The 25,084-nt window shown below is 47.7% G+C and carries 15 protein-coding genes; 7 read left to right on the top strand and 8 right to left on the bottom strand.

Features of this window, described 5'->3' with window-relative positions; genetic code table 11:
- Positions 1–2: 2 nt before the first annotated feature.
- Genes BMW65_RS17990 through cysQ form a run of 5 tightly spaced genes read left to right on the top strand, consistent with a single transcriptional unit; the run spans position 3 to position 5,995 of the window.
- Positions 3–1,577, top strand: a complete 1,575-nt coding sequence (locus BMW65_RS17990) for a RagB/SusD family nutrient uptake outer membrane protein (RefSeq protein WP_090607485.1) — start codon at positions 3–5, stop codon at positions 1,575–1,577.
- Positions 1,578–1,581: 4 nt separating this feature from the next.
- Entirely contained in the window at positions 1,582–2,982 is a 1,401-nt protein-coding gene (locus BMW65_RS17995; protein ID WP_090607486.1) for an aryl-sulfate sulfotransferase, read from the top strand.
- Between the two features lie 7 nt (positions 2,983–2,989).
- Entirely contained in the window at positions 2,990–4,183 is a 1,194-nt protein-coding gene (chrA, locus tag BMW65_RS18000) for a chromate efflux transporter (RefSeq protein ID WP_177181201.1), read from the top strand.
- A complete protein-coding gene (locus tag BMW65_RS18005; RefSeq protein WP_090607489.1) occupies positions 4,183–5,193 on the top strand; it encodes a sulfotransferase family protein in 1,011 nt (336 codons plus the stop codon). The genes chrA and BMW65_RS18005 overlap by 1 nt, the downstream gene beginning before the upstream one ends.
- The gene (cysQ, locus tag BMW65_RS18010; protein ID WP_245747681.1) at positions 5,186–5,995 is read left to right on the top strand and encodes a 3'(2'),5'-bisphosphate nucleotidase CysQ; all 810 of its coding nucleotides are present in this window, start codon (positions 5,186–5,188) and stop codon (positions 5,993–5,995) included. Before BMW65_RS18005 ends, cysQ begins: the two co-directional genes overlap by 8 nt.
- Positions 5,996–5,997: 2 nt before the next feature.
- On the opposite strand, the gene cysC is transcribed toward cysQ, so the two are convergent.
- Genes cysC through BMW65_RS18025 form a run of 3 tightly spaced genes read right to left on the bottom strand, consistent with a single transcriptional unit; the run spans position 5,998 to position 11,600 of the window.
- Positions 5,998–6,513 carry an adenylyl-sulfate kinase gene (gene cysC / locus BMW65_RS18015; protein WP_090607491.1) on the bottom strand — a complete coding sequence of 172 codons (516 nt, stop codon included), beginning with the start codon at positions 6,511–6,513 and terminating at the stop codon, positions 5,998–6,000.
- A complete protein-coding gene (locus BMW65_RS18020) occupies positions 6,506–10,690 on the bottom strand; it encodes a hybrid sensor histidine kinase/response regulator transcription factor (protein ID WP_090607492.1) in 4,185 nt (1,394 codons plus the stop codon). Before BMW65_RS18020 ends, cysC begins: the two co-directional genes overlap by 8 nt.
- A gap of 55 nt (positions 10,691–10,745) precedes the next feature.
- Positions 10,746–11,600, bottom strand: a complete 855-nt coding sequence (locus BMW65_RS18025) for a glycoside hydrolase family 16 protein (protein WP_143053920.1) — start codon at positions 11,598–11,600, stop codon at positions 10,746–10,748.
- A gap of 296 nt (positions 11,601–11,896) precedes the next feature.
- Between BMW65_RS18025 and BMW65_RS18030 the strand changes: the two genes are divergently transcribed.
- Entirely contained in the window at positions 11,897–12,988 is a 1,092-nt protein-coding gene (locus tag BMW65_RS18030; protein WP_090607496.1) for a glycoside hydrolase family 18 protein, read from the top strand.
- 152 nt (positions 12,989–13,140) lie between these two features.
- Here the strand turns inward: BMW65_RS18030 and BMW65_RS18035 are convergent, their stop codons facing one another.
- The 5 genes from BMW65_RS18035 to BMW65_RS18055 form a co-directional block, all read right to left on the bottom strand.
- Complete coding sequence (locus BMW65_RS18035; protein ID WP_090607498.1) at positions 13,141–15,498, bottom strand: hypothetical protein; 2,358 nt, start codon at positions 15,496–15,498, stop codon at positions 13,141–13,143.
- A gap of 97 nt (positions 15,499–15,595) precedes the next feature.
- A complete protein-coding gene (locus tag BMW65_RS18040) occupies positions 15,596–17,056 on the bottom strand; it encodes an alpha-L-fucosidase (RefSeq protein ID WP_245747682.1) in 1,461 nt (486 codons plus the stop codon).
- A gap of 509 nt (positions 17,057–17,565) precedes the next feature.
- Complete coding sequence (locus BMW65_RS18045; protein ID WP_177181202.1) at positions 17,566–19,173, bottom strand: SusD/RagB family nutrient-binding outer membrane lipoprotein; 1,608 nt, start codon at positions 19,171–19,173, stop codon at positions 17,566–17,568.
- 10 nt (positions 19,174–19,183) lie between these two features.
- Entirely contained in the window at positions 19,184–22,660 is a 3,477-nt protein-coding gene (locus BMW65_RS18050) for a SusC/RagA family TonB-linked outer membrane protein (RefSeq protein WP_090607502.1), read from the bottom strand.
- A gap of 140 nt (positions 22,661–22,800) precedes the next feature.
- A complete protein-coding gene (locus tag BMW65_RS18055) occupies positions 22,801–24,024 on the bottom strand; it encodes an ROK family protein (protein ID WP_245747683.1) in 1,224 nt (407 codons plus the stop codon).
- A 256-nt stretch (positions 24,025–24,280) separates the two neighbouring features.
- Between BMW65_RS18055 and BMW65_RS18060 the strand changes: the two genes are divergently transcribed.
- Positions 24,281–25,042 carry a class I SAM-dependent methyltransferase gene (locus BMW65_RS18060; RefSeq protein WP_090607505.1) on the top strand — a complete coding sequence of 254 codons (762 nt, stop codon included), beginning with the start codon at positions 24,281–24,283 and terminating at the stop codon, positions 25,040–25,042.
- Positions 25,043–25,084: the final 42 nt, after the last annotated feature.

The raw sequence follows: 25,084 nt of genomic DNA on the forward strand, positions 1-25,084 counted from the left end.
TAATGAAACACTACAAAAAACCAACCTTATATGCACTCTTGCTCTGCTCACTCATGCCGGTGGCCTGTGAGAACGGCTTGCAAGAGGAATCCTATTCTGTTTTTGACGAGACGACATTGACCAAGCCTGAAAACGGCCTGCAAGGTGTGCGCGGGGTGTACTCCGCACTTCGGGATAATGGGGGAAATGGGTACTATGCCGGTTACTTGCACCAATTGACTGAATATCCGTCCGATATCGTGACCACAAAACCGGATAGCCGGCAAGGTATCCAATTGGATCAGCTGACCTACGATGCCAGCAATTCCATCATCAATGATGTATGGACAAGTATTTTCAGGTTGATCTCCAGAGCCAACGAATCGGAATACCTCATTGGAAAAATCGACTACGTAGGCAATGGCGAATCGGACGAGGTCAAAATGCAGCACCTGGCGGAAGTACGGTTTTTACGGGCGCTGGCTTATTATGATGCAACATCCCTATGGGGCGACGTGCCGCTGAACCTCAAATCGTCAGCGGAGTTTGTTGAAGCCGATGAGAATCCACCATTGGTAGCACAGTCCACCATTGAAGAACAGATTATCATCGATCTGGAATTTGCCGAACAATACCTCCCGTCAAGTTATCCGGTGGAACAGAATGGTCGGGCCACGCAAGGCGCAGCGCAAGGGCTATTGGCCAGGTTGTACATGAGACAGGGGGAGTGGCAGAAAGCAGCCGATAAATGTGCAACGATTATCACGGGCGGCATTTACGACCTACGCGCTTCCAGCGAAGGTGGCGTGGTTGCCTTGTTTGATAACATGAACCGATCAGACAATGAGTTTATCTTTGTGATGAAATCTTCCAGCGAGCCGGGATCTTATGGTATTTTGTCCAATAGCTTCGGTATCCAATCGGTGCCATGGGATTATAATCGGGGGTGGGGCAATTTCCCCATACACCGGGAGTTCTATGCAGAGTTCAGCCCGCAGGATCAGCGTCGGCAACTCTTGCTGGGTACCTATAAAGCATTGTATGGGCAGATCGTCACACTGCCGAAAGAATTTGGCGGTGAAGGTGGTAGCCTGCCCGATACGATACAAGCCCAATATACCTACGGCCTTAAATATCCCCATACAAACAATTACAACTATGCGGGATACAACAATGTCAGCATCATCCGCTACTCGGATATCCTGCTGATGAGGGCAGAAGCACTTAACGAGTTAAATGGCCCCAATAACGAGTCTATCTCCTTGATCAACGAGATCCGGGAACGAAGCAATGCCTCATCGGTAGATGTGTCGAATTTTTCTTCCACGGAAGCTTTGCGGGATTTTATTTTTGAAGAACGTGGGCTGGAATTATTTATGGAAGGACGCCGACGGGACGATTTGATCCGCTGGGGGCGCAGCGCGACAAACGGTGCGGATCCCTTGTTGAAGTTCAAGGAGCGTGTCAGGCCGCTGTTACGGGATCAGAATACCTATTCCGATGCAGTTAATTATGCGTTGTTTCCCTATCCCATTCAGGAGATACAGGCAAATACGTCACTGAATGTCGGCATTAACCAAGGCAGGGTAAGACAATAATGGAATGAAACAAATCCCTGCCGTTGTATATATTATTGTTATGGTGCTGATTGCTGTCGGCACCATAATCCTTTACAAGGCATTGCAGCCATTGAATATCGAAAAGATAGCGTTGCACTACCTACCTGAAAATCGGTTGCGTGTACGGGTTGACGTCTCGACAAACAAGTCATCTGCCGTGCAGGTTAAGTATTGGCTCGATGGCGGCAGGGATACCTTATGGTCGGATCGCTATCCCGATGGCGCTGAGCAAACCATCATTTTGTACAACCTATTGCCTGATCGCCAGTATGCTTATCAGGTGAAAGCGCAGCGGGGATCCCATACAGACTGGAGCAAGGTATATGCCATTAAGACCAAGTCTATCTACCATACCACGCCGTATTTTACATTGGACAGTATTGCCGACTCGCTAAGGGAAGACATGCAATCCCGGCATTTCCTCACACAAATACTTACCGAACCCGGTGCCGCGGTTATCATCAATGGGCTTGGCGACATGGTGTGGTATGAGCCCTTTGCGAAAGGTGTAAAGGTGTCTTCGTGGACGCCAGACCGTACTGTACTATGCATTGTGGGATCGGAAGATATACCGTCATCAGGTGGGGACGAAATCGTCGAAGTAAACCTAAAGGGTGAATACTTGAAGCATTTCAAGGTAGGAGAGGGCGATATGGACAAGCTGGTGCATCATGAGGTACGTAAAGATACCGAAGGTAATATTTACGCCATTACCTTTGACCGCAAAGTGTTTGACCTGAGCGCCGTGGGTGGCGGCCACAGCGATACAGTCAAGGCAGATGGCATTGTCGTATTCAACCCACAGGGTAAGAAAATCTGGGAATGGTCGGTACTGGATCATCTTGATGTATTGCATTACCCTACGATATTGAAAGACAAAGACGACCTTGTACATGCCAATGCGTTATATGACGATGGAAAGGGGTATTTCCTGCTGTCATTCCGGGATTTGAACCAGGTTTGGAAAATCAATAAGACGACCGGGGAAGTGGTGTGGAAATTCGGCCAGCAAGGGGATTTCCCCATGCAGGAAGCAGATTTTTTCTTCGCCCAGCATTATACCCACATGAACCGCAATGGCGAGCTCATGTTGTTGGATAATGGGATAAAGCGCAAACAATCAAGAACGTTGTCTTTTAAGCTGAATGAATCAACCAAGCAATATCGCCGTATGCTGGAAATCAACTATCCACCTGCATTCTTCTCGTCAGTAAAAGGCAATTCGGCCCTTCTCGGCGAAGATAAGGTGTTGACTTGTTTGACCGACCCACGCTTGTTCTTGCTTTCCGACTATGCAGGCAACCTCCTTTGGAAAGTCAGTGTAGGCGGGGATCCCTATCGCATTGAAGAAGTGCCCTTACTAACAAGCATGAAGGATGAATAGCCATTTGATGACTCATAATCGCGCACAGGCAGCCACCTATTCACTCCTGCGACTTTCGTGGGGTATTTTTAAAGTGGGTGCCCTGGCTTTCGGGGGCCATGCCGCCTTGGTCGTCATGGTAGAGCGCTATTTGGTTGTTCAGAAAAAGTTGTTCAGTAGCGAAGATATCTTGGATGCCATGAGTTTGGCGACACTTTTGCCGGGGCCAATGGCCGTCAATGTAGTGTGTTATTTAGGCTACCGGCTAAACGGCTGGTTGGGTGCAGGTGTTTTTTTTGTTGCGATTGCGGCACCACCCACCATCTTAATGGTCATCATCGCCGCTTGGTACTATCAAGCAGGGGGGCAATTCGGTACGGGTGGCTCCAATACATTTGTGTTGCTTACCGTCGCAGCTGTGATCCTGTCTACTGGACTCACGTTGTATAAAAAACAGATTCATAGGGATGCCGCCGGGCTGGCGCTATGCTTATTGGCGTTTGTAAGCACATTGGTTTTCAGCGGTTTTGTCGTATCCATCGCGCTAATTCTGGCAGGAGCAATCATTGGTTATTCCGTTTATCGAACGTCATCAGACGCGCACGTTGCCGAACAATACATCGTCCCCAAATTAGGTGTAAACCTGCTTATTATCCTGTTGCTGGCTGTCGTCTTCCTTGGGTATTTATTTGGTGGCTATCGGTTTGCTCCCCACGGACCCTGGCAAATCGTTTCTGTTTTCAGCGGCATGAGCCTCACGCTTTTTGGCGGGGGTATGGTCATTATACCGTATATGCAAGCGATTTTGGTCGACGAACTGAGCTGGTTGCAAACAAAAGAGTATGTAGATGCCATTGCATTTGGGCAGATTACACCAGGCCCCATACTCGTGAGTGTCACGTTTATTGGTTACAAAGTGGCTGGTATCCTTGGTGCGGTATTGGCTACATTGGCGATTTTTCTCCCTTCGGCTAGCCTTATGATCATTCTTGCCCAATATATCAATTACCAGCATGGCCGTATCAAAGCAGTATTCAGGGGTATCCGGCCCGTAGTGATCGGGATGATCATGGCAGCAGGCATACAGCTATTGATGGCAACGCCAGGTTTTTCATTACCTGCCGTTTTATTTGGATTGATTGGGTTTGCTTGGCTATCCTTCGGGAGGCTGAATCCGATCTATCTTATTTTAATAGGATTTTTTATAGATTTTATTTTTTGATGATGAAGATACAAGGCATACAAATTATCGGTACCCAACGGTCGGGCTCTAATTTACTACGGGTGATTCTCAACCAGTCCGACCAGTTGGTTTCTCCTCATCCAGCCCACCTATTGACCAATTTCGCTCCGTTATTGCCTTATTACCATCCGCTTGATGTACTTTCCTACAAGCGGCTCGTAGATGACGCAGTGGATTATATTCACGTCAACCCTGTGGACTGGGGTATCCGTTTGGACAAAGAGGAAATCTATCGGATGGCAACACAATTCAGCCTTTTTGAATTGAATAAAAACATTTATGAATTTCTTGCCCGCCAATGCGGGGCTTCCCATTGGTGTTGCAAAAGCATGGGCAACATGTACTTCTCAGACGAATTAGAAAAAGTATCGGACGGCCTTAAGTATATTTATCTTTATCGTGATGGGCGGGACGTGGCGTTATCGTTTCAGAAGGCTATTGTCGGGGAGAAACATGCTTATCATATTGCCAAGCAGTGGCATAATGACCAGCAAACTTGCCTGAAACTCCGCGATCGGGTACCCCCTGAACGCTTCTTCATGCTCAATTATGAACAGCTTATTACACATCCCGAACAAACGATTAGACAATTGTGTTTATTCTTGGGTATCGCATTCCAGGGTACGATGCTGGACTACTATACCTCAGACGAGTCCAAACGAACCGCTGAAGGAGGCGATATGTGGACAAACCTGACGAAGCCCGTCATGCAAGACAACTTCAACAAATTCCTCCGGGAAATGCCGGCCGAAGATATCCGTGTTTTCGAATCCGTGGCAGCTGATAGTTTGGTGTCGTTGGGTTATGAACCGATCACGGCATATGAAGATCTCAAACAGTTTACCAAAGAAGAAATAGCGATCTTTAGTGAAAGAAATGAGCAACTGAAACGTACATTTCAAGCCAAAGGTGACGATGTGAAAAAGAGACTACCGCAGCTTGATCTGATTAAACGCATCAAAGAAGCAGCGGTGGGTGTATATGAATGAAATAAGCAACGGACAAACGATGTATATTCCTTTTCTGCCGGACGATATCCCTGCCTTGATAGCCATCGCCAAGGAAGCCGGAAAAGCAATTCTAAAGGTGTACCATACGGATATGGACGAATGGCATATCCTCCAAAAAAGCGATGCTTCGCCCCTCACTGTGGCAGACACCTTATCCCATCGGATAATCAGCGAGGGTTTGACGAACCTTTTTCCGGCAATTCCGGTATTATCGGAAGAAGGGAGGGACATCCCGTATGCACAGCGGAAAGACTGGGAATGTTATTGGTGTGTAGACCCGCTTGATGGGACGAAAGAATTTATTTCCAGAAATGGGGAGTTTACCGTCAATATTGCCTTGATCATTGGGAACGCTCCGGTTTTTGGCCTTATTTACGTGCCCGTGACCGATACGGTGTACTACGGCTTAAACGATCACGGCAGTTTCCAAATCGTGGGCAGCGGTGAAGCCCGTAACATACAGGCACGGACCAGTGAACCCCCCGTGGCTGTGGGTAGTAAATCCCATAAGACAGCAGCGGAAAGTACATTTCTGGCTTCACGGGGGATTCAGCAGGTAGTCAGCATCGGAAGCTCCCTGAAATTTTGCTTGATAGCCGAGGGTAAGGCGCAGGTATATTACCGGCATGGACCCACCATGGAGTGGGATACTGCTGCGGGACATGCCATCGCTGTCAACAGTGGAGCGCGGATGACCAATGCGGACGGAAGCGCATTTACCTACAACAAAGTCAATTTGGTAAACGGTAGTTTTATTTGTAGCGTCCTGACTGGGGAATAGACCTATCCGGTCAATTCCCGGAGCAGCATATCCACGCATTCCTCCGGTGTATGGTGCTGTGTGTTGATGGATAGTACAGCTGCGTTTGGTAGTTCAAAAGCGGCGGAAATCCCCGTAAAATCAGCAATGGCATTGTTTCTAGCTTGCCTGTAGAGCCCCTTTACATCCCGGCGCTCACATTCGGATGTTGGGCAATCCAGGTAGACAAGCAGGAGTTCATCCCCCACAATCTGGGATATGAGTTGCCGGTGGTCATTAAGCGGCGTGATAAAACTGCCGATACAGACGATGTCGCGTTTCACCAGCAAGCTGGCAATATGGCTTGCCCGCCGGATGTTCTCCGCACGGTCTGCATTCGAAAACCCCAAGTCTGCATTCAATCCTGCCCTTAAATCATCCCCATCCAACAGGACGACGTTGAGGCCAAGGTTTTCCAGCTTTTCAGCAAGCAGGTGGGATAAGGTGGTCTTGCCAGCTCCTGACAATCCAAAGAGCCATATCACTCTTTTTTTAATCATATGGTTTGGTGTTTTTCTGATACGTCTTGGGCGATACGTTCATCTGTTTTGAAAATGACTTTGAAAAATAAGATACGGAATTAAATCCTACCGTATAGGCAATTTGGCTGATATTCAATTTGCCTTCGTGAAGGAGTTTTTCCGCTTCGGATAGCCGGATGGATTTGATGTAGTCGTGTACTCCCTTGCCCGTAATTGCCTTGAATTTTGCATACAGGACGGAGCGGCTCATTCCAAATTGGCGGCATAGGCTTTTATAATCGAGGTCATATTCGGCCATGTGTACCACGACAAAATCCCGCACATCAGCCATGAATGCTTTATCCAACTCCGACAATGCCAGGGCATCTTCGGCGTTATCCGGCGTGCCCATCGAATCTTTTTGAATCGGCTTGGGTTTGTTTAAAAAATTCCTGATGACGGCAAGTAGCAAATCGGCACGTATTGGTTTCGTCAGGTAGCTGTCTGCCCCTGCTTTATATCCCCGCAACTGGCTCGCTTCTTGATCTTCGCCCGTCAGCAGCAAAACAGGGATGTGGGACGTTGTGATATCGCTTTTGAGCGATTTGGTGAGGGATATGCCGTCTATGCCCGGCATGATGAGGTCAGTGATGATCAAATCAGGCTGGGTCTTTCTGGCGGTATCCAACCCTTCCTGCCCATCGCAGGCTTCATCCACCTCGAAATAGTTTTCCAACGTATGCTTGAGCAACGAACGTATGCTCTGGTTATCATCTACGACCAATATACGTACATTTGCAAATTGCTGTAACGATTCAACGGTTATCGGCGTCGGGCTGGCAAGATCAAGTTGCTGGCCATTGGTGCTGGCCTGCGCATCGGGTATTGAAATTGTGAATACGGATCCGTGTCCTTTGGTGCTTTCAATGGCCAATTCGCCGTTATGGGCTTTGATAAACTCCCGGCATATCTGAAATCCCAAACCTGTACCTGTCTCGCCATTGGTACCTATAGTTGAGTCGGATTGGCCATGAAAGATTTTTGTTATTTGGGCAGCTTCCATACCTACGCCGTTGTCAGCTATCGTAATGCGTATATATCCATGCTCAATGGTACAGGCAAAGGTCACCCGCCCTCCTTCGTTTGTATATTTGATGGAATTGCTCAAGATGTTCCTGATGATGGCATTCATCATCTGATAGTCTGCAAACAGCTGGATACCGGGGTCGAGCAGTACATCGCACGTGATGCGTTTGGCCTGCAACTGCAAGGCAAAGAGGTAGCGATTCTTTTGGATCAGATCATAGAGATTAAATGATTTTGGTGAAAAATGCAGTTTATTTGTTTTTGTTTTTCCCCATTCCAGCAGGTTGACGACCAAGTTGCTCAATGAATTGGATGACACGCTCAGGTCTTCGATATACGTTGTGATCTCTTTTCTGGACAAATGGGTTAGGTTTTCTTTCAGCAAATCCGTGAGACCGGTGAGCGCCGACAATGGGTTTTTTAAATCATGCACCAAGATGGATAAAAATTTATCCTTCATCTGATTGCTTGTTTCCAGCTCGTTGATTACGGATTCCAGTTTGTTGTTTTGCTCAATGATTTGCCGTTGTTGCTGGCTGATTTCATCATTTTTTAAAGCAAGCGTAGTATTTTGATGGCGTATCTCATTATTGGTCGCCAGTAGTTCGTTGTTGGCATTGTGCAACAACACGGTTTTTTCGGCGATTTTTTGTTCCAATAGGGTGTTCTGGCGGCGGATCGTCCTCAACCGGTAGTAGTAAATGGATACCATGATGCACAGTACCAGCAATCCGATAGCTGCTTTAAACCACCAAGTCAGCCAGAAAGGAGGGGCAATCAGTATCCGGATGCTGGCCAGGTTGTCTGACCAATTGCCGCTGTTGTCTGTACCACGGACAAACAGCTTATACGTGCCGGGCTGCAGGTTATTGAAAGAAAGTACATTTTTATTGCCAAGGGGCAGCCACTTTTGATCCAAGCCGTCAAGCTTATAGGCGTAGGTTTTCATGGCCGGATCGATGTAATTAAGCGATGCGAACTCAAGCGAAAAAACGTTTTGTGTATAATCCAGTGTGACGGTCTCCGTATAGTTGATGTCCTGCGCCAACGGGGTCGCATGCTCCGGCGTGCTGATAGGCACATCGATATTGCCCAATTGGAAATTTGTAAATACGAGCGAAGGCGTATAGCTCCTGGGTTTGATGCCCGATTTGTTAATCATGTTCAATCCGTTGACCCCACCGAAGTAGAGGTTGCCTTCCCGGTCTACCAGTTTCGCCCGCCTGAATTCGTCTCCTTGCAGGCCATTCGATGGCATGTAATTGACCATGGCTTGGGTGCGATCGTCGATTTTTGTAATTCCTTTGTTGGTCGCTGCCCAAATGTGGCCATAATTATCCATCGCTACGGCATTGACGATATCACTTTGGATCGCAGAATTGGATGTAAAATAGACACTATTCTGTCTATGCACGTGGTTCAGCTTGTTGAGGCCATATGCGGTTCCGATCCAAATGTTCCCATGGCGATCTTCCGTGAAGCTCTTAATGGTATTGCTAGAAAGCGGGCTTCCTGCCATATCCGAATCTGTGGTGATAAAATGAAAAGACCCGCTTGCCGGCGTGTATAGTCCTACGCCGCTGCCTTCCGTGCCTATCCAAATCGTCCCGTCGGATGATTCAAAAAGCGAAAGTATATGGTTGCTGTTGATCCGGTTGCCTTCTTCCTTGATACCGTAATGCTGAAATCCGGCAGTAGACGGGTTATACAGGGTCAGCCCTCCGCCGTATGTCCCAATCCAGATGCGGCCATTCCTGTCTTTTAGCAAACTGTTGATGTTATCGCTTTTTAAGGCTGGAGTATTGGCTGTATTTATTTGTTTCAAACTGTTCTTCTCCGGATGATAGCGATAGATCCCCTTCCCCCAGGTACCTATCCAAAGTTCTCCGCTATTATCTTCTGTGATCGAAACAACATAGCATCCGACACCCAGTTGCTGGAAGGGAATACGTGTTCCGTTGGCAAAAGTGTTGTTTGTTTTGTCGAACTTGTTGAGCCCTCCGCCATCCGTGCCCACCCAGATGTTATTACGCGAATCCTGGTAGAGGCAATTGATGATGTTGTTGTTCAGGCTGCTGGGGCTGTCTGTGTGCCTGAAATGTAAAATATTGATTTCGTCAATATTGACCATCGAAATACCTGCGCCGGATGTGCCTATCCACATGTTGCCTTTTCTATCCTGGCGTATGCAATTGATTGAATTGCTGGCGATACTTCTGGCATCCTGTTTATCTGTGCGGTAAATTTTACAACTCCGCTGGCGCAGATTCAGGATATACAACCCTTCATTCTCCGTGCCGAACCAGACTTGGCCGTCGATATCCTCACCGATGCACAAGACTTTTGTCCGGTCCACGAGTTTACCGGCAAAATTGAGGTGTTCGTTTGTAAAGCTATCGCTTATCGGATTATAATAATAAATTCCGGATGTCGCTGAACTTGCCCAAATCCGTCCTGACTTATCAATATGGATATCCGTAATCGGGCCATCATCGGAAATAGCGTACTTACGGAGTATCTCGCCATGTCGGTTCGTCATGGCAATGCCTTGCTGGTAGGTGCCTATCCACAGGTTTCCCTGCTGATCCTGCTCGGCGCAGGTAACCGGAAAACTCACCCCTGTACCCGTAATCTCCCTGCGTTGATGGTTATAAATCAGCAAGCCGGATGATCGACTGCAAAGCAAAACGTCACCGTCCCTTGTGGTCGAAAAAGAAATGACATTGGACAGATCGGTGTTTTTGTCGGCTAAATAACTATTCGCTCCCTTGATCTGCCCGGTGACCGGATCTAAGATATTGGGGTATTCGGAATCCGAAGTGGTGATCCAAAGCTGCTTATCCTTATCCTGGATGATTGCTTTGATGTCATTGGAATGAAGGGTGTATTCGGCATCGGGGGTTTTTCTGATGATGTGGAACTTGTAGCTATCGTATTTGTTTATTCCATCCTGTGTTCCGAACCACATAAAACCCAGATCGTCTTCAAAGATGGTTTGTATGGTATTCTGAGAAAGGCCGTCGGACGTTTTCAGTTGTCTGAACTTCAGGTAGTCCCATTGTGCCCTGACAAGACAGCAATTGCTTAGGCAGGCAAAAATAAGGCAACAACGGAACAACACACTATTCATTGCAAGATTTATACAAATATAGAGGAAAATATCGGCATACCACGTTGCAGGTAGGCTATGGGATAAATGTAAAATCGTTTATAACCACCTCGGTCTCCGTACTGTTTAATGCATAGTCGCCTACATTTTTGTATTTTGTCCATAGTTGGATATACACGGGCATTGCTTTGGTCGGTACGTTATCCAGTTCATCAAAAACCCACCCCGTAACGCCGCCTGGCATATTTAGGAATGGTGTATTGGTATCATGACCATGATAACTTTTGAAGATTATCTGGTCTTCTTGGCGCGTGTAAACATGCGTGGAGTACGTCCCATCCAAGGGTTCCGAAAAGTCAGTATGCGCATAGTTCGTTTCAGGATTTGATGTCGTCACTTGTTTGCGGTATACGGTATAGTTGCACCAATTATTATTCGCCTTATTCCACCTTGTAAATTCAAAATCTATTTCATTGATATAATCTGTCCCACCATACTGAAATAGGCCGAAGATAACGTCTTTATGCAAGCCATCGAGATCGGAGGTGACTTTCCACGTATACGTTCCGTATTGGTAGTTGTTTTCACTCCTTAGTTCAGCACATAAATACCTGCCGTCCGGTTGACGGGTGATTTTTAAATGGAGCTTGTCTTCCTCGTCTATCCAAACATTGCTACTGCTCCAGATATTTTCGCCGGGGCCTTTTGGTTCGTCCCGATTGGGTGCATGTTTCACCAGCCAGGTAATTCCTTTCCAAGCAATCCGGTATTGGCCATCCGTACCCTGGATGGGGGCTGTTATACGTGGTGCCGGGATGGTGTCCGGTTTAACTTGTCCTTGGGATTCCGCCTTTGCAGATTCGCCGGGGTCACAGGCAAAACAGGAACTTGCTAAAAATAAAACCATGACAAGGCTTCTAATCATACTCATAAATTTTGTGCTTACGTGTTTGAAATGATGTCGTCCAAATATATCGGTGCCTATCTGATAAAAATTTCCTATATGCCGTATTTTTGGTAAGCTGGTTCTTTACTGCTGGGCCTCAACCCGGCTTTCTTATTATTCAACTTTGTTGTTCTGCTTGAAAATCTGATTTTTCGGCTGACTTATAAAAAAATATTAAAAAGTTATTTCTTTTTTTATATGCTTTTTATGAAGTTTGCTGTTAATAACCAATATGACCAATTTCAGGGAGGCTTAGGTAAAATAATTTAACAAATACTAAAATGAAAAGACAAACATTATCGGCTGTGGCATGTATATTCCTCGCAATCCTGCAAGGAATCAGCCAGCCGTCACATGATTTCTCGGTGATTGCTTATTACACTGGAGATGACAAAAAGATTGATGCGTATGAGTTGGATAAACTTACGCACATCATTTTCAGTTTTGGGCATCTGAAGGAAGGCCGTTTCCACATCAGTAATGCGCGCGATACCACGACCATCAAACACCTGGTAGGCTTGAAGCAGGAATACCCACAGTTGAAGATCATGCTTTCTTTGGGTGGGTGGAGTGGCTGCGAACCGTGTTCGGATGTGTTTTCAACCAATGAGGGCCGGTTATTGTTTGCCAAATCGGTGAAGGAAGTAAATGATTATTTCGGGACTGACGGTATTGATTTGGACTGGGAGTATCCGGCGATTGCTGGTTTTCCCGGGCACCCCTATAAACCGGAAGACCGTGAGAATTTTACGGAATTGGTCAAATCATTAAGGCAGGTATTGGGCGACAAAAACGAGCTGAGTTTTGCCGCCGGTGGATTCCAGAAGTTCCTTGATCAATCCATTGAATGGAATAAGGTAATGCCATTGGTGGATCGGGTAAATATCATGAGCTACGATTTGGTTCATGGTTATTCGACGGTCACGGGGCATCACACCCCCATTTACAGTGTGCGCGCGGATGAGGAGTCGGCCAACCGTGCAGTGGCGTATTTGTTGAATATCGGTATTCCGTCCAGCAAGCTGGTCATCGGTGCTGCATTTTACACCCGCGTCTGGAAAGATGTGGCCCCGGAAAATAATGGAAGGTATCAGCCGGGTGAGCATACCAATGGCTATGGTTTCCAGCAGTACGAAACCGAACTGACTGAACAGAAAGGCTGGAAGTATTACTACGACGAAGCCGCAGAGGCACCGTATTGGTACCATGCGAGGGACAAGCGATATGCCACCGGTGATAACCTTCGGTCGGTAGCGGCGAAGACCCACTATGCATTGGATAAAGGCCTTGGGGGCATCATGTTTTGGGAATTGACGTTAGACAAGGAAAGGGAAGGGATGGTGGACGCGATAGATCGGGTTGTGCACCAATAAACTGTTAACTTTTGAAGGGTGTCTCTTTGCTGGCCAATTTCTGGATGATGAGCAGCTTCAATCGGTCGCTATAACCACCGTGATGAACATTGCGTTGGACAACAAGCCGTATTATGGAACACCAGTTCTGACACTATTAGTTTTTGGCCTTGTTATTTGATTTGCGCGGTACTCTCCAGCAGTTTGATACTCAGCACAGCTTTGACGTCCTCACTTGCATCCATAACCGCATCGAACAATAGGTCATGTGACCCCACAGTCAGTTCAGGCAAAGCCCTTGGCAACGGGACGGTTTTGATAAAGCGTCCTTTATTGTTATACAGCTTTGCGGCATCGGTGTCATCCAATACCAGGCTTTCGCCTGCCGCCAATACGATAGGGATCTGCATACTAAATGAATTGTCCAATTCAATGGTAGGATTACGGATTTCCCCTGACTTGCCACTTGCCAGTAGGACGTATTGTGCTTGTTGGGGCACCATGGCATTTTCAAATACCCAAGACGATGACGTAGGCTGGCCGGGTTGCAGTACTTGCGCTTCGTGCTCAAAGACATGCTTGCGGAATCGTTGGACGAACCATTGGTTCGATTCGCGGTACAGGTGCATGTCATTGGCTGGATCCTTCAACCACATCCGCTGCTCGTCAGAAAAGAGATTTGACCGCTGTGCTTCTGTCCACAGGTTAATTTGGTTGACGATTTCTTCCAGATTCGGATTTGCCAAAGCAGGTTCCCTCAACACCAAAGCGTAGCCGGCATGGTAACCTGCCGCAAGGCCAAGCATCCAATCGACATCTTCTACCGTAGTGTGTTCGGTGATTAGGAACCAGCCAAGCATGTTGGGCAGGTAATTGTTTTCCAGGAACGGCTGGTTGGCAAAGCGCACATCCGCTTGGCTCTCGCGGAAACCGGCATACCAGGGTTCACCCCAGTTGAGGTAATGGTTGAAATGCCAGAAATAATGGTTGGCCCTGCTGGATCCGAATACGACCGGGTGATTCGCGCCACGGAATACCTGCTCGGCGAAGGTGTTGAAGGATAAATCACCCATGCCGGTGGCATAGGTGCCTTCATGTCCATCGAAATCCATTTGGTTGGCACCCGTCTCATTGATGAATTGGACGATGTTGTCTGCGACTTCGCGTTGCAGTGTCCAATCCGGAAAAAGCACTTTGTATGGATGGTCGATAAGCCGATGTGCAGCAGTTCCGGCGGCATGTTTCTGTGCCATGGTGCCGAACGCCCCACGTACACATCCCAGTAGCCGGTACGGTGCCGTTTGGCTGACCTCGCGGAAGCGGATAAGTTCGGTGCCGATGCGTACACAGTTCAGGTCGCTCCGCATCTGGAAGTATTCAGACGAGCTGACAGTGATTTCGGTTTCCTGTTCGGAAATGGCCTGTTCGAGCGCTGCGGATCCGGCAGTCATGAGGTGCTCGCTGGGAACCGGTGTCACGTAAGCATCGTTGGTGGTGAGAAAGGTTGTCAGCGTGTGGAAGCCCAGCCGCAGTCCGAGTGCTTTCGCCTTGTCCACCGCTGTTTTAAAGCCGTTACGCCCGTTGGGAAATAACGATGCCTTCAACACAAAATGACCCCACGTATCAAACGGATCCTCGTGATACACGCCCGCCATTCCCATCCGCTTGGCAAGGTTCAGGAAAGTGTCTACATTGGATTCGTTGAACGAGGTGATGAGGTAAGGCCTGCCTACTTCTTTGGACGTCCGAATCCACTCGTCCTGCCACATGGCATATGGGAGTTTCTCCGCTTTGGCAATGGAAAGGATCGTGGGCAGGGCCATGGCTGGCTTGCAACCGAACAGGGCAATCGCTGAACCTTCGATCTGTCCGTCCGGTATGGCCGGCACCGGGACATTCTGCCAGCGATCCCATACCTTGATATTCCGAGCTACTGACCGATTAATTGTAAAGGCCTGTAAAGACGATCCGGAAGGACGGGAAAGCGCGGCAGTACCGGTGTCGAAAATAGCCCCTTCCTGATTTACCCATTTTCCGCCGGAGGTCTTGGTATTGAGTCCCTGCATGCCGATGGCATATGCTGCATCGCGCACTACACCTACCGTGTTGCCGATGCTGTCCTTGAGTGACGTATGGATGTTGCCCCAGACGAGCGCCTCCACATCCTTGCTGATGTCCTGCACTTCAAACCGAAGGTATTGTTTGTGCGGGGTAGCGCGGATTCGCACAAACAGGTCGCCCGGGAAATCGAAGGTGATCAGTTGCTTGTCAAACCGCGCTTGCACGGGTGATATGCTATGCCCATCGTGTATGAGCTGTACCAAAAAATTGCGATCGGTATCGATAGCATATTCTTTGCCCGAAGAAATGGCCTTTAAGGAAGTGATGTTGCCCTTTGGGCCGATGGATAACGATAACGATTCGCTTTTGTAGGTCTGTGCCTGTGCCAGTGAAATTGGTAATAAAAAAAGGCAAATGCATGTAATTACGGTGCGGAAACGAAGTTTTGTAGGATCTGTTTGTCGTATCATGTTAAAATGTAAATGCAATTATTCGGTAACTATCTTGGAGTTTGGTAATGAAAGCGCGAACTATTCACGTTGTAGCATGATAGCACGATTTCTGATATCAGTGACTCAATTTGATGGCGGCTGCGTAACGCAAGGTTGTAAGGGTACGTTTGTTGTTTGGAACGGTGATTTCCAATGTATTTCCGTTGGTTTTAAACTTCATTTTGCCCAATCCCAGTATTTCCACCTGTTTTACCAATTTACCATCAGGCAGGGCCAGCTGAATGGTGGCAGGAAGCAGGACTTGATCGCTGTCGTCTTCGGATAATAAGAATGCATAGCTGGTGTTGCCATCCTTGTGTTGCGTATAAAAGATGTTGCTCTGTGCATAAGGCGTTACCGTGCGAGTGCTGTAGATGCCTTCACCGTTGATCGTTATCCATTCGCCTACCGCCCTCAGGCGGTCGTAGGCTGCCGGATCCCAGTCGCCATGAGGCCCCGGACCGATATTCAGCAAATAATTGCCTCCCCGGGAGACGATCTTGACAAGCGTATGTACGATTTGGCGCGCGGGTTTGTATATATCGTCTGGTACGTAGCTCCATGAATTGCCCATGGTGAGGCAGCTTTCCCAGGGAATGTCAAGCGGTTCGGAGGGTACCTGCTGTTCGGGGGTGACGTAGTTTTCAAATTCGCCGGCTACGGTACGGTCGACCACCAGTAGCCCCGGCTGATGCGTGCGGGCCATGGCAGCAATGCGAGCCATATCGATATCCTGCTCGGTCTTGATGGTGCGTTGCCACTCCACGGTGGTGTCTATGGTGGAATAGGGTCTCACCCAGCCGCCATCCAGCCAGAGGATATCGACCTTGCCGTAGCCAGTCATCAACTCCTCGATTTGATGATAAGTGAAATTCTTGAAACTTTCCCAGCGTTCGGGATATTTCACCGGGTCATAGTTGACATTGCGATCTTTTGGCGGGAAGTAGGGCCACCAGTAGTCGTCAGAATGCCAATCCGGTTTCGAAAAATAGGTGCCGATTTTGAAATCATCCCCGCGGAAGGCGTCGAAAATTTCTTTGGTTACGTTTGCCCGTGGATGGCTGGAAAACGGGGTTTTGCTGTCAGTGATTTTATAATCGCTTTGTTTGGTGTCAAACATGGCAAAGCCATCATGGTGCTTGGTGGTGAAAATGACATATTTCATGCCTGCCTGTTTGGCCGCTTCGGCCCATTTTTCGGGATTGAATTGCGTGGGGTTAAACGTAGTTTGCAGGTTTTCATAGGCTTTTACATAGTCAAAGTAACTTTGGGCATGGGGCCCGCGCCGAACGGTCCAGCCCTCATCTTCTGGGCAGAGGCTCCAACTTTCTACAACCCCCCATTGGCTGTATGTGCCCCAATGCATGAAAAGCCCGAACTTGAGATCCTGCCATTCCGCCAGGTTCTTCTGCACAAGCGGATCGGTAGGTGGAATGTAGTTGGCGGACACGTCGTGGTGCTGGGCTGTAGCCAAAAAAGGAAGGCACGCAATTAACGCCATGGCGGCCGGGAAGAAATAGTTGCGAGTTATTCTCATGGTCAGTATTTATATTGGTTGATGAAATCCTTCGTTGATATGTGTTTTTAATGATAATTCATAATGATGATCCTTGTTAGCTATCAACTGAAACGCTAGGTTTTTTGTTGGAAATAACTGCGAATAACCTGCTGAATAGCATATCGCTAACGCAAACTTAATAAAATATTGATTTTTTTGAAATGACTTTTTAAAAAGAAATTATAAGATATTTTAATATGCTTATTTTCAACATAAAATAACGGATCAAGCTGCCAAATCGTGGACTTGCCGTAGCTCATCGTGCATTATCACAGGCGCATTTACGAAAAGTCTTGAGATAATCTCGGATCATTTCCGGGCAGGGTAATAGGCGGTCGGTCGGAGGAAGCTTAAGCTATCGCGTAAACTGGTTTTTTAGTTAAACGAAGGAATGGTGCAGAATGCTACATGTCTTATCAAAAACAAGATGGCGGCTAAGAACAGCCGCCATCTTGTTTGTTATGCATGTTGATTTGCCGGATTGACTATCAAGGCATCCAATATACCTTCGTTGCTGTTTGTTCGGGTGCTTCAGCCCCTCCGGTCACAGCCATCCAATTTGCGTTATTGTTTATTCTTTCTGCATCAGGATAAGGTAGCTTGTAAATGGTGGAACGTGTCGTGCCGGGTGCAAGCGGCGTTAGACCTGTTCTTCGTACAATTGCCCATGCTTCAGCCGGTTCGAACAACGTGGCTATCCAAGCCTGCGTAGCGATCTTGGTCAGTGCATCAGCATTGTTCGATCCATCATACGCCACATCGGGATTCGTCAAAAATGCTTCCATTTCTGCATCAGTAGGCGGAGTGGGTTTGACGCCCCATGCTTGCGAATTTTGCGCATAGGCATACCAGAAATCGACGGATGCAGTAATGCCAGCTTCATATTCCTGTTTAGCCAGTGTGGTGTTCTGGGCTATTCCCATGCCGCGTTGGTAGATCTCCGCTTTCAGGAAATGCACATCCGCTTCCGTGATGATGAGGTAGGGGAAATACCATTGATCATACGCAAGGTAAAAGTTGAACGTTGAATAACGGTTGTCTGGATCTTCACCGATGGGCTGTCTGGCGGTCAAACTGCCGTTGTAGGGATCGCCACCGTCCGTGGAGGAACCATCATGCGGCTGCGCTATCCACTCATCCGCGTTGTTGGTTTGGAAGAAAACGTAGCAACGTGGATCATAGATGCCTGTACCGTCTTTGTCATCGCTGCTGGACATCTGGTTCCACATATTTGTGCCCAAACGCAGACGGGACACTGATCGCTCGCGGAACGTATACCATTGGCGTTCGGTCACGATAGCCGGAGAGACCGACATTGGCCAAAAGCCGTAGTTGTCCTTCAGTAAGCTGGCAGGATTTTGATTGTTTGGTAGGGGTTTGTTTCCACCGATGACATCGGTAATGATTTCCGACGCCAACGCTTGCTCTTTATCATATAACCGTACGGCATATCGAAGGCGCAATGCATTGGCAAACTTCTTCCACGCATCAAAGTCGTTCTGAAGGAACGATTCGGATGCACCGATACTGGTTTGATTGGCTGCCATCCCGACACCATCAACGGCCACTTTCAAATCTGCCAATACGCTTTTGTAAATATCCACTTGGTTATCGTACGCGGGTCGGTAATATTCAACGCCTTGATCCGCGGATGCGGCTTGGCTGTAAGGGATATCACCATAGTAGTCCAGCATGTGCAACGTTTTGGAGGCGATGAGGATGGTGGCCATATGCCTTACGTTGTCGAATAACGCCGGATTTTCCTGCTCATCTATTTTTCGGATCAACGCCTTGTAATTATACAGGCTTGGGTAATAGCTGTTCCACAGGCTGGACGTGTAATTAAGATAGGGGGCCAATGTGTTCTGTACGGCCTGTTGATTGGTAAGGGGGTAAAACAAGCTTACGTATAGTGTGTTGTCCTCGTTGGTGATGTTTTTTGCCAGTCCGTTGAACAATCCCGGTACGGATGTTGTCGCTACGCTGGCATCTTTGTAGGGCTGATTGATCTCTTCAAAGCCCTGTTCGCAGGATACTAAGCCGGTTGCTAAACCTGCAACCAGTAGTCTGTATATGATTTTTTGAGTGCTTTTCATGACAGTCTGTTTAAAGCGATGTTTTGATGGAAAAACCGAAGGAACGTGCACGGGGTACAGACGAATATTCGATGCCCTGCATGTTCCCGATGCCATTTACGCCCTCGGGATTCAATCCCTTGGGGATGCTGGTGTAAATGTAAAACAGGTCACGTCCAATCAGTGAAACGCTGAGGTTTTGGAGAAAGCCTGTTTTTTGGACAAAATTCACAGGAAGTTGATACGTCAGCGCCACTTCCCGAAGTTTTACCCACGTGTTTTCAAAGACCGAGGCTGACCGCGGAATGTGTCCCAAGTGGTTCCATGACGTAAAGGTATTCAGGTAGTACCACTGGTAGTTGACTACATTCGTGTTGGGTGTCGTGCTTATTAACTCCCCGTCGGATCCGTAAGTGGCATATACGCCGTCAAATACAACACCGGTATTAGCAGTCGTGCCATCGGGATAGACGAGCGGGAGCCCGCCACCATTGCGTTCTTTGACTGTTTCTTGTAATAAGCCGTTGCCCATCGCCGCTGCGTAGGTACCAAAGTAAGTATCGCCCCCGATTTTTGCGTCAATCATGGCATACAGGGAGAGGCCTTTGTAACTAAACGTATTGCTGATACCTCCGGTCAACAGCGGTAATGCGTTTCCGATGGGTACTTCGGTGTCAGTAGTCTTCCACCGTGTTCCGGCGATGTAGGTTTGGCCGTTCACTGTATACGTAAGGGGTAGGCCGTTATCCGGATTGACCACATCTACCACTTCTTTCTGTCCATTCGCATAGACGAAATCCCTGCCGTATATGGTGCCGTATTTTTCGCCCACCTTTACCCGTTGTGAGACACCGCTTCCACCAAAAAAAGAGCCGAGGGTCAGATCATCAATGCCTTCGTCCAAGGCCAGGACCTTTGTCGTTGACGTAGCACCGTTTACACTGATATTCCACGAAAAGTCAGGCGTTTGTATGGCGCGTGCGTTGATGATAAACTCGAATCCTTTGTTGCCCAATTCCCCCCTATTGATTTGAATGTTGCTGAATCCGGAGGAAATTGGCAAGGCATTCGTGAGGATTTGGTTGGAGGATTTCATGGTGTATGCCGTTAACTCGACATTCAGCCGATTTTTCAGGAACCCCAAGCTCAACCCTAACTCATAAGCCCGGCTACGCTGCGGCTCAATGCCCGGAAACTTCAAGGTGTTGGGGTAGGTTTGTGCCGCCTGACCATTATACGCTTCGGTCGTGATGATGTCATAAATGGTGTAGGGATCCGTATCGCTGCCGGTTTCTGCATAGGACAGCGTCAGTTTCCCGAAATTTAGCCAAGGAGCGGCCGTCTGCATGCCTTTGATCCCATCGCTGAACACATAACTCAAGTTAGCCGATGGATAGAAATAGGAGTTATAAGCATCGGCCAGTGTAGATGACCAGTCATTCCTTCCGGTGACCTGCAAGAAAAGGTTGTCGTTGTAGGACAAATCGAGAAACCCGTAAATCGAATTGATTTTTTTGCCATATCGTGTTTCTTCTGCGGCGGTCGGTGGATTGACGCCATTGTTCAAGGCAAAAATAAACGGCTTCACAAAGTTCCCGTTCGTTTTGTTGCTGACGGTGTAATCGTTGCGATGATACGCTTCGGTTCCGGCTGTTAAGCTACCGCTGATCGCTTGGTCAAAGAGGTTGTCCTTATGCAAGCGGGCGTAGGCATTCAAATTGCGGTTGAAACTCTTCGCCATGGCCTGTCCGTAATAGCCATCTTGTGTGCCCGCTAAGTTGGTCGGATAATTTTTGATTTCCGTATTGTCGCTGGAATTATCCAGGCCGCCCTGCGCGGTTAGCGTAAGCCAGTCGGTTACATCAGCAATGATTTTCGCGCCACCTATGAGTTGATCACGAGCGAATGTCGTGTTGTTTTTGTATTGCCTCCAGAAAGAGTTGGCCATGTAACTGTAATAGGGATAGCGGGGGGATCCTGCTGGGAAATTGCTGGAATTGGTCACATCAAGCCGCGATCCGTCGGGTGCGAAATTATTCAGCTCTTCTACATCTGATCGGTAATCACGTGGGACAGCGTAGGAAAAGCCGGCAAGGAAATGGCCTGCGCCTACCGGCGGCGTATTGAGCCGTTCGTAGCTGGTATAGCTTCCCGTGATTTCTGCAGTAACCCGGCTGCTTACCTTAATGGTGGTTCCCAGGTTAAAGGTGTTGGTGTTAAAATTGCTGTTCAGGACGTTGGCTTTGTTATCACTTCGCGTGTATGAAAAACGTGCCGTCCCGAAATCACCGCCGCCGGAGATAGCCACATTATGCTGACCTACCGAGCCATTCGGGAAAAAAGCTTTCCAGTTGTCCGGCTGTGCCGAATAAGGCCTGAGCACCCCATCATACCAAAGAATGGGTTGATCGTCAAATCGTGGGCCCCATGATAATCCACTTGGAAACGATAGCAGGTTGTAATAGTCTGTGGTATTGTCGTAAGGAAATTTGCCGTAAGCAGACGATGTATAGTCGCCAGCTGGAAAATTGTACCCATTGTCGAGGCTGATTTGCACACGCTGGCCCGCTGCGTTCGTCGGAAACATTTTATCGTTATCGGCCGTCCACATGGCGGCAACTCCCCCAGAGCCATACTCATTCTGGAAATCCAAAAACTCATATGCATTGACGCCCCGGAAAGAATAGGAATAGTCCACACCCAACCCTTTACGGCTCGTTCCTTTTTTTCGGGTAATCAAAATGACGCCGTTCGCACCACGTGCGCCATACAGTGCAGCCGCTGCCGGGCCCTTCAATACGGTGATGTCTTCGATATCCTCCGGATTGATAAAGTTAAGCCCTGTTCCCCAGTCGTTATAACCACTTACGTCGGCACCCAACTGCGTTCCCACAGCACCGCCGCCACCGTTGTTGGCATTATTGTTTACCGGATCATTGTTGATGGCGACACCATCTACGATGATCAGCGCACGATTGTCACCTGTGAGGGAGGTGTTCCCCCGGATGACCAGCCGCGACGAGCCGCCTTCTACACCGCCAGAGGCTTGGCTGATATTCAAGCCAGCCACTTTGCCAGCCAATCCCTGGGCAACGGATGAAGGTTGGGTAACGGTGAGATTTCCGCCCGAAACGGTTTGTGTAGCATAGCCTAAAGCCCGTTTTTCACGTTTGATACCAAAAGCTGTGACTACCACTTCACCAATTTCGCCGCTGGATAATTCGAGCGTTACATTGATCGTGGGGGTGCTACCTACCGCAATGTTTTGGGTAACATATCCCAGCGCGCTGAATTGGAGCGTTTCTCCTGCCGAAGCACTAATGGTGTAACGCCCTTCGGCATCCGTTTGCGTACCGCGGCTGGTGCCCTGGATTTGTACGCTTACGCCAGCAATGGGGCCGTCAACATCCCGCACAATACCTGTGATGGATGGCTGTGCATAAACCAGAAGCACCGATCCAAGCAGTGCCATGATTACCATGCAACAATTGATGTACAAGTTTCTCATTTGTCAAGTTGGTTTAAATCCATAATTTGATTGATTGTGTTGAAGAAGGATTGATTGTTAGTTAGTTGTTTTTTATCATATGGCGCTTTTTGGAATTTCTTTTTTCTGCTTGGATAACGTTGATTAGTGCGGTCGGTTTATTAGGAATTAAGTGTGTCAAGTTCGCCCTTTTCTTTTCGGTGCAGGACACAATTTTCGATAACTAAGCTGGCGGCACCCAGTAGTTCGGCATGATAGCCGAGGCCGGAAATGGCAATATTGGTTTGTTCTGCCAGTTTGGGGATGCAGAATTCATTGATAGCTTGCTGTACAGGTGCGAGCAAAAGTTTTCCTGCGGCGGCACCCCTGCCACTCAGCACGACACGTTCGGGATTCATGATGTGGATAAGGGTGGCGATGCCTTTGCCTACCATAAAAGCAGCGTCTGAAAGTGTGGAAACGGCCAACTGATCGCCGGACTGTGCTGCCTCGATGAGCAGATCCCCTTCGGCTTTGCCTTCTTCGGCAAATGACTTGTGCAGACTGGACGTAGCGCCCTCAGCCATGGCCTGTTTGGCATTTTCTACCGCTACCAACAATGAAGCATCTACCTCCAAACACCCTCTTTTGCCACATGAACAAAGCTTGTTGGTGTGCGATAGCGGGATGTGGCTAAATTCACCAGCATATCCATTATGTCCCCTGAACAGGCTGCCATTAACTATCATGCCCAATCCAATGCCCCAACCCATATTGACGACCATCACATCTTTTAGTCCTTTGGCAGCGCCAAAATGCAACTCCGAAATAGCGATGACGCTGGAGTCGTTTTCGATGTATACAGGCAATCCTAAAGACCGGCTCAACTTGTCGCGAAGCCCCAATTCCCCATTTTCGGTAAGCAGGAATGAAGCGTTTATACCCTTTTCAACGTCGATGAATCCCGGCATACCGATGCCAATGCCCAGGATATGTTCATGTTTAATACCGGCTTCGTTGATGTAGGAGTTGATGAATTGGCAAAGCTGCTCAAAAGCGTGGTCATTATCTTGCAATGGCAAGGTGATCGAAGTTTCAGCATGAATGGCTTCGTTGGCCAAGTTGTAGGCTACTATTCGGCTTACGAATTGATCCATGGCAACAGCAAGGATATATTGCTTCTTTTTAGGGTTGAGCCGGTATTTAACCGGTCGACGACCTCCTGTAGATGGAGCCAAACCATGTTCTACAGCATAGCCTTCCTTGACCAGCCCATTAATAATGCTCGTTATATTGGGCACACTTTTTTTGGTGTATGTGCTTAGTTCAGCTAAGGACAATGTGTCATTATAATAAAGTAACTTGAATACGGATTGTTTCAATTGGTCTTGCCGATCGTATTTCACAATTTTATGTATAAATGGTTAATAATTCCTTGTTTAGGCAAACTTAATAAATAAATAACGATAAATGCAATTACTTTTTAAAAAAAACTATTAAGATTTTTTAATATATTGATTATAAATCAAATAAATATTATTATCTAATTCAAATTTTGATTGACAAACGTTTGATAAATGATGTTTTTTCCGAACTATTTGCTTATTTTTACGTCGACAAGAATAGGCTAAAACAACATGTCAACTTAATCTATCATATTTTATGATGAAGGATAGTATCAGCCGCTTTTCGCGCAGGGCGAAAAATTATGATCTTTTCCGCCCTAACTATCCGCTCGAATTGATAGCGTTTCTCGCTGAATTTGTTGCGTCAATTCCTGAACCTGTGCTTGCCGACATCGCTGCGGGAACCGGTATATTTACGGAACAGTTGGCCGATTGGGGGCATTCCATTTATGTGGTGGAGCCCAATAAAGCGATGAGGCGCATAGCTATACAGCGATTGGCGGCATATCCGCGGTGTATATTTGTAGATGGTACAGCCGAAGCCACTGGCCTGCCGGATCAATCGGTCGACTTTATTTTGTCGGCTCAGGCTTTCCATTGGTTTGACCTCGCACAAACAAAAACCGAGTTTGCACGGATAGGCAGGGAACATGCCTTTGTGGCCATCGTGTGGAATTTGAGGAATACAGATAGTGCCTTTGAAGCGGCATATGAAACGTTGATTCGTACCTATGCAGCGGATTACATGAATGTGAGCCAACGTAAAATCGACACGGCAGACGTATTTGCTTTCTTTGCCCCGGCGTTGCCGGAATACCGGGTGTTTGAACATGTGGATTTTCTAACTTTTGAGCAATTGTGCGGGCGGACACGTTCTTATTCATTTATGCCGGATGAAACCTCCACGGTATTGAATGAACTGTTGGACTCGCTTGCTGTTTTGTTTGCTGGCCACCAGCAGGAAGGCAAAGTACGGCTCTCGTATAAAACAAGGCTATTTATCGGAAGGCTGGGGTAAACAGCGCCAAAACTTCATTTGGAGCGTATCAAAAAATAGCGT

Source organism: Parapedobacter koreensis (genome assembly GCF_900109365.1).
Taxonomy (GTDB): domain Bacteria; phylum Bacteroidota; class Bacteroidia; order Sphingobacteriales; family Sphingobacteriaceae; genus Parapedobacter; species Parapedobacter koreensis.